Source organism: Nitratidesulfovibrio liaohensis, assembly GCF_011682075.1.
GTDB lineage: Bacteria > Desulfobacterota > Desulfovibrionia > Desulfovibrionales > Desulfovibrionaceae > Cupidesulfovibrio > Cupidesulfovibrio liaohensis.
Genome location: NZ_VSMK01000128.1, coordinates 1 through 6,264, shown reverse-complemented (window position 1 = coordinate 6,264; position 6,264 = coordinate 1). Strand labels below are relative to the sequence as shown.

The 6,264-nt window shown below is 66.3% G+C and carries 5 protein-coding genes; 2 read left to right on the top strand and 3 right to left on the bottom strand.

The genetic code is table 11. The annotated features are described in order from the left end of the window. A partial coding sequence (locus FVW27_RS05625) for a DUF4254 domain-containing protein (protein ID WP_167123459.1) occupies nucleotides 1-209 on the top strand: 209 nt, incomplete at its 5' end. Nucleotides 210-384: 175 nt separating this feature from the next. Further along, the gene (gatB, locus tag FVW27_RS05620; protein WP_167123457.1) at nucleotides 385-1,815 is read left to right on the top strand and encodes an Asp-tRNA(Asn)/Glu-tRNA(Gln) amidotransferase subunit GatB; all 1,431 of its coding nucleotides are present in this window, start codon (nucleotides 385-387) and stop codon (nucleotides 1,813-1,815) included. Nucleotides 1,816-2,015: 200 nt separating this feature from the next. Here the strand turns inward: gatB and ybeY are convergent, their stop codons facing one another. From ybeY to FVW27_RS05605, 3 genes are read right to left on the bottom strand one after another with little or no spacing between them, the layout of a single operon-like run. Next, on the bottom strand, nucleotides 2,016-2,552 hold the full coding sequence (ybeY, locus tag FVW27_RS05615) for an rRNA maturation RNase YbeY (protein ID WP_167123455.1): 537 nt from the start codon (nucleotides 2,550-2,552) through the stop codon (nucleotides 2,016-2,018). A gap of 6 nt (nucleotides 2,553-2,558) precedes the next feature. Then, on the bottom strand, nucleotides 2,559-5,180 hold the full coding sequence (locus tag FVW27_RS05610) for an HD family phosphohydrolase (RefSeq protein WP_208294650.1): 2,622 nt from the start codon (nucleotides 5,178-5,180) through the stop codon (nucleotides 2,559-2,561). Then, complete coding sequence (locus FVW27_RS05605) at nucleotides 5,149-6,141, bottom strand: PhoH family protein (RefSeq protein WP_167123453.1); 993 nt, start codon at nucleotides 6,139-6,141, stop codon at nucleotides 5,149-5,151. Before FVW27_RS05605 ends, FVW27_RS05610 begins: the two co-directional genes overlap by 32 nt. Nucleotides 6,142-6,264: the final 123 nt, after the last annotated feature.

Sequence of the window (6,264 nt, the reverse complement as noted above, 5' to 3'; positions counted from 1 at the left end):
AACGCGCGGACGCCGCGCCCGACCACCGCGAACGCTGCGCCGCCAAGCTGGCCGTGCTGCGCGAGCAGCGCGCCGACCTGGCCCAGGCTGTGCTGGACCTGACCGAAGAGTTCCTGGAAGGCCGCAAGCAGCCCAAGGCCTACTACCAGTTCAAGATGTACAACGATCCCAGTCTCAACCCCGAGTTGTACAACAACGTGAAGGGTTGAGATTTCAGAGCAAAAATATGAACGGGGGAAGGGACCCTTTGGAAAGGGTCTCCTTCCCCCGTACCCCCCATCCCCCCAAACTTTTTAGTAAGGGGTCAAGGGGGCGCGGCCCCCTTGCGGGGGGCGGGGCGGAGCCCCGCATTGCCTTTGCATTCAAGCCGTCAGGAGATTCGTCATGGCCTTGTATGAAGCCGTCATCGGGTTGGAAGTGCACGCCCAGTTGCGCACGCGGTCCAAGCTGTTCTGTTCCTGCTCCACCGCGTTCGGGGCGGCCCCCAACACCAACGTGTGCGAGGTGTGCTCCGGCATGCCCGGCGTGCTGCCGGTGCCCAACGCCCGCGCCGTGGAATACGCCGCCCGCATGGGCATGGCCGTGAACTGCACGGTGAACCCCGTCTCGGTGTTCGCGCGCAAGAACTACTTCTATCCGGACCTGCCCAAGGGCTACCAGATTTCGCAGTTCGAAACGCCCATCTGCGAGCATGGCCACCTGGACATCACGGTGAACGGTCAGACGCGCCGTATCGGCATCACGCGCATCCACATGGAGGACGACGCGGGCAAGAACATCCACTCGGCGGGCGACAACGCCAGCTACGTGGACCTGAACCGTTCGGGCGTGCCGCTCATCGAGATCGTCAGCGAGCCGGACATGCGCAGTGCCGAAGAAGCCGTGGCCTACCTGAAGGCCCTGCACGCCATCGTTGTGTATCTGGGCGTGTGCGACGGCAACATGGAGGAAGGCAGCTTTCGCTGCGACGCCAACGTGTCCATCCGCCCCAAGGGGCAGCAGGAATTCGGCACCCGCGCGGAACTGAAGAACCTGAACTCGTTCCGCAACGTGCAGCGGGCCATCGAGTACGAAATCGCCCGTCAGCAGGACGTGCTGGAGGACGGCGACGCCGTGGTGCAGGAAACCCGCCTGTACGACGCGGTGAAGAACGTCACCGTCTCCATGCGCGGCAAGGAAGAAGCCCACGATTACAGATATTTTCCTGACCCGGACCTGATGCCGGTGCGCATCGCGGAAGACGATCTGGCCCGCTGGCGCGCCGACCTGCCGGAACTGCCGCAGGCGCGCCGAGTCCGGTTCATGGAACAGCACGGCTTGTCCGAACAGGACGCCGACGTGCTGACCGCAGACAAGGCGCTGGCCGACTTCTTCGAGGCGGCCACGGCGGCTTGCGGCCAGCCCAAGAAGGTGGCCAACCTGATGCAGGGCGCGCTGCTGCGCGAACTGAACCAGCGCGCGGTGACCGTGGACGCCATCGCCATGCGGCCCGAAGCGCTGGGTGAACTGGTGCGCATCGTCGAGGCTGGGCTGATCAGCGCCAAGATCGCCAACGACATCTTTGGCGAACTGGTGGAAACCGGCGCCATGCCCGAGGCCTTCGTGAAGGAGCGCGGGCTGGTGCAGATTTCCGATACCTCGGCCATCGAAACCGCCGTGGACGAGGCCATTGCCGAAAATCCGGCGGAAGTGGAAGCCTACAAGGGCGGCAAGACCAAGCTGATCAGCTTTTTCATGGGGCAGATCATGCGCAAGACCAAGGGCAAGGCCAACCCGGCCCTGGTAACGGAGCTGTTGCAGAAGAAGCTGGGATAGCGCGCGTTCCATGCCGGGCATGACCCGGCAGGAAGACGGAGTGCAGACGCCGAACGCAACGCGGGGGCGGAAGAACCGGACAAGGTTTTTCCGCCCCCGCTTCATTTGTCGATGCAGGCGGTCAGGCTGAGGACGGGCAAGCGGACAGGCAGACAGATTACTGCGGGGGGGGCAGGGGGGCGAAAAGGCGGGAGAAGCCGCTAGGCCTGTGCAGGCAGAACCGCCAGCCCGGCGTCCCGCCCGGCTTCAAGCGCGGCGTCGGTGAACTCGTCCATTTCCGGGCCGTGGTCGTACCCTGCAAGGTGCCCAAGCCCGTGCGCCAGCAGGCGCAGGGCGTGTTCGACCGGTTCCTGCCCGTACAGCAGGCATTCGCGCCGCCAGGTGTCCAGCGACAGCACCAGCCAGCCGAGGTGGCAGGGGGAGTCGTCTGGCTCTTCGTCGTCGCCCGGACCTGCATCCGGTCCCGCATCCAGACCGTCCGCCGCCCCTTCGCACGTGAAGTCATTCGGCGCGACGTAGCCGTCCTGAGCGGGAAAGGACAGGATGTTGGTGGGACCGGTGCAGCCAAGGTGCGCGGCGTTCAGGCGGGCGATTTCCTCGTCGCCCACCAGATCCAGTTCCACGGTGCATCCGGCAAGGCCGGTGGCCTGTTGCATGGCCGCGAACACGGCACGCAATTCGCCGGGGGCCAGGGGCAGCATCCACCCCATGCCGGGTGCGCGTCGCAGCACCAGCATGGCGGCCTAGACGGGCTTGGAGGGCTTGGCGCCCGCCTCGGGGCTGGCGGGTTCCTGCGCGTTCGCGGGAGTGCTCGTGCGAGCGTTCGCCGGAGTGCCCGTTGGAGCGTTCACGGGGGCATCCTTTTTCACCGGGCCGTCGCCGTTGCCGCCGTCCAGCGTGCCGTAGCAGCAAGGCATGGGCGGTTGCGGCTCGTCGCAGGCCGGGCAGGGCACAGTGGTCGCGGTATCGGGGCAGGGGGGCGGGCAGACTGGGCAAGGAATATCGCCATTCCCGCCGTTCTTCTCCACGGTCTTGCCGTTCTTGTCGCCGGTCTTGTCCCCGCTTTTCTCCGGGCACTTTTCCGCGCCCTTCTCGCCGCATTTGGGCGCGTCGCGGTCCGGACTGCGATCGGGTTGGCCGGGTTTGGTCGCATCCGGGTAGCCGATGCGCTGGTGGAACAGCCCGGTGAGAATGCGGTGGAAGTTTTCGCCCAGCTTGTGCAGGTCCTTGAAGGTCAGTTCCGATTCGTCAAGCTGCCCCTCGGCAAAGATGCCCTTGACGATGGTGTCGATGTGCCCCTTGATGCGCGCCGGGGTGGGTTCCACCAGCGTGCGGCTGGATGCCTCCACGGCGTCGGCCAGCATGACGATGGCCGCCTCGCGCGTCTGGGGGCGCGGGCCGGGGTACTGGTAGTCCTGCTCGCGCGGGTTTTCGCCCTGGTTCACGGCCTTCTGGTAGAAGTAGCGGATCACCCGCGTGCCGTGATGCTGGCCGATGATGTCCACGATCTCCTGCCCCAGCCGGTGCTGCTGGGCCAGTTCCACGCCCTTCTTGACGTGCGAGGTGAGAATCAGCGCGCTCATGGACGGGGCCAGCTTGTCGTGCTTGTTGCGCCCGCCGAACTGGTTTTCGATGAAGTATTCCGGGCGGCTCAACTTGCCGATGTCGTGGTACAGCGCGGCCACCTTGCACAGCAGGCTGTTGGCGCCGATGGCCTTGGCCCCGGCCTCCACCATGTTCGAAACGATGAGCGAATGGTGGTACGTGCCGGGCACGGCCACCATCAGGTCCTGCAACAGCGGCTGTTCCAGGTTCATCAGTTCCATCAGCCGGAAGCGCGTGGTGTAGCCCAGGCACAGTTCTATGATGGGGGACAGGGCGAACAGCAGCAGCAGCGAGAGCATGGCGTTGACCGCCACGGCCAGCACTCCCCACGCCATGGACGCCGGGTCCACGTGCCCGCCAAGGGCGGTTGCGCCCAGCCAGATCAGCAACTGGCCCGCGCACAGCGGCAGCATGCTCCACACCACGTCCTGGCGGGTCTGGGCGCGGGTGACCAGCCAGGTGTTCCACATGGCGCCCAGGAAATAGAACATGAACAGGGGCAGCCCACCGCCCGCCAGCACGGTACAGAAGAAAGCCAGCAGCAGCCCGGTGACGCAGTAGCGCCGGGCGGAAAAGATCAGTGCGGCAAGGCCCGCCGCCCCGGCCACGGGAAAGGCGAAGGACAGCACCTCCGGCGTCAGCGACGCCCCCTGCTCCAGCACCCGCTGGCCCAGCAGGGTCAGCCCCTTGGACATCAGCGCGAACACCAGCAGCAGCAGCGCCACGAAGAACAGGTCCTTCTGACGCACGGCGGAACCCATGCGTCCGCTGGGCGAAAACAGCATGCCTGCGCCCAGCAGCAGCGAGGTAAGCAGCACCCCGACCACCGTGGCCACGTGCACCTTTTCGCCCTTGCGCGCCCACAGGGCCTGCAACTTCAGCTGGTGCTCGCGGCTTACCCGTTCGCCCTGGCGCACCACCACCTCGCCCTTCTGGATGCGGTAGAACACCGGTTCCACGGCGGCGGTCATTTCCGCCACGCGGGCGTCGGTGGCCTCGCGGTTCAGGGTCAGGGTGGGGGAGAGCAGCGGCGACAGCAGCAGCACGGCGGTGCGGCGCACCGCCAGAGAGGCCTTGGTTTCGTTCTTCAGATTCTGGCTCAGTTCGGAAACCACGGAGCGCAGGTCGTGCAGGTTCTGCAGGTCGCTACGCAGGGTTTCGCTGCCGGTGGCCAGGTCGCGCAGCAGTATGCCGCCCTTGAACTGGAGCACGATGCGCGTATCGGCGGAAACGCCCTCCGCCAGACGTGATTCCAGCCACGGCAGGGCGCGGGTGGTCACAAGGGTCTGCAACTCTTCGCTGGTCAGTACGCTGATGGTGCGCTCGGTGATTTCCGTGCCCAGCGCCTCGGCCAGTTGCCAGCGCAACTGTTCCTGTTCCGCCGGGTCGGCGTGGTTCACGGCCAGGAAGATTTCGTGCACCCGCTGGCGCAGGGCGGTGACCGGCTCGCGGCTCAGGTCGAACACGGCGGGCTGCAACTGGGCCACCTGATCGCGCCGGGCGCGGGTGCCCTGCACGTCCTCCACCAGCAGGTCGCGGTCGGCGGTGACCTCTTGCGAGGCGATTTCTCCGGCCACGTACAACCGAACGGAGGGCGAAAGATTGGCGCCCGCCAGCACGGCCAGGGCGATCATGGTCAGGCAGAAGAAGAACAGACCCGGTCCGGCCTGGTGGCGGGCCAGCCAGCGGAACGGCGCGGCCACCGATTCGGCGCTGAGGGCCTTGTGCCTAGCGGGAGTTTGCGGTTTCGTGGCGTTCATAGGCCTGCACGATCCTGCCCACCAGGGGGTGGCGGATCACGTCGTCTTCGTGAAAGCGGATGGAGCGGATTCCCTTGACGCCTTCAAGCACGCGCAGGGCGTGCACCAGGCCGGAACGCGACAGCGCGTCGGCCTTGCCCGATGCGGGCAGGTCTATCTGGGTGATGTCGCCGGTGATGACCGCGCGCGAGCCGAAGCCCAGGCGGGTGAGGAACATCTTCATCTGTTCCTGGGTGGTGTTCTGCGCCTCGTCCAGGATGATGAACGCGTCGTTCAGGGTGCGTCCGCGCATGAAGGCCAGCGGCGCTATCTCTATGATGCCCGTTTCCAGCATGTCGGCCACCTTCTGGAAGTCCTGCATGTCGTGCAGGGCATCGTACAGCGGGCGCAGGTAGGGGTTCACCTTCTCCACCAGGTCGCCGGGCAGGAAGCCCAGCTTTTCTCCCGCCTCCACGGCGGGCCGGGTAAGGATGATGCGCTTCACCTTCTTGGCCAGCAACATGGAAAGGGCCACGGCCACCGCAAGGTAGGTCTTGCCGGTGCCCGCCGGGCCCACGGCGAAGACCATGTCGTTCTCGCGCAGGGCGGCCACGTAGTCCCGCTGGCTGAGGGTCTTGGGGGTGATGGTCTTGCGGGGGGAAACCACGAACACCGCATCGCGGAAAATGCGCCGCAGATCGGCGGAAGGGTCGCGGTCGAGCATGCCGTAGGCATAGGCCATGTCGCGCGGGTACACGGGGTGGCCCGACTTCAGCAGGCCGTACAGCTGCGCCAGCAGATTCAGTACCGTTTCGCGCACGCGGGCGTCGTCCGTGTCAACGGTGACGGTGGTTCCGCGCGTGTCCAGGCGTACGCCCGACTTTTCCGCGATCAGGGAAAGGTTGGCGTTGTGCGCGCCGAACAGCTGGTTGGCCAGTGCGGCGTCGTCGAATTCCAGCGTGGCGGTGGTGGCTTGCGACATGTGTCTCGTGGGTTGTGGTGGCGGAGCGCGGCGCGCGGCGCGGCAAACGCAGCGTGGTCGGGTCCGGCTGCCGGGGCGCCAGGGTGTGCAACGGCCTGATGCTGGCCGGTGGCAAACGCCCGG

What these genes read in the sequence shown, in the direction of transcription:
- FVW27_RS05610 (WP_208294650.1), bottom strand. Translation starts at nt 5,180, where the DNA reads ATGAACGCCACGAAACCGCAAACTCCCGCTAGGCACAAGGCCCTCAGC.
- gatB (WP_167123457.1), top strand. Translation starts at nt 385, where the DNA reads ATGGCCTTGTATGAAGCCGTCATCGGGTTGGAAGTGCACGCCCAGTTG.
- ybeY (WP_167123455.1), bottom strand. Translation starts at nt 2,552, where the DNA reads ATGCTGGTGCTGCGACGCGCACCCGGCATGGGGTGGATGCTGCCCCTG.
- FVW27_RS05605 (WP_167123453.1), bottom strand. Translation starts at nt 6,141, where the DNA reads ATGTCGCAAGCCACCACCGCCACGCTGGAATTCGACGACGCCGCACTG.